The organism is Citrobacter sp. TBCS-14 (genome assembly GCF_005280805.1).
GTDB classification, from domain to species: Bacteria; Pseudomonadota; Gammaproteobacteria; order Enterobacterales; family Enterobacteriaceae; genus Citrobacter; species Citrobacter gillenii.
Genome location: NZ_SZWM01000030.1, coordinates 1 through 253, shown reverse-complemented (window position 1 = coordinate 253; position 253 = coordinate 1). Strand labels below are relative to the sequence as shown.

Genomic DNA, 253 nt, shown 5'->3' with positions numbered 1-253 from the left:
GTTGCGTTCTACCCTCCGCATGGGCCGTCAATTGCAAAACATGACCACCCAGGATCTGAGCGCATTCAGCCAGATTATTGCCGTAAGCGCCAAAATGAAACACGTTGTTGAACAGGCGCGCAAGTTGGCGACGCTGAGTGCGCCGCTGCTGATCACCGGGAATACCGGTACGGGCAAAGATCTCTTTGCGCATGCCTGCCATCTGGCGAACGGGAACTTAAGCGATCTCAGCGAAGCCGATTTCGAGCAGTTG

At 55.3% G+C, this 253-nt stretch carries 1 protein-coding gene; it reads left to right on the top strand.

All coding sequences use genetic code 11. The features are described from left to right. Nucleotides 1-253, top strand: a 253-nt coding sequence (locus tag FDX22_RS00125; protein ID WP_186805253.1) for a sigma 54-interacting transcriptional regulator, incomplete at both ends; no start/stop codon positions are given.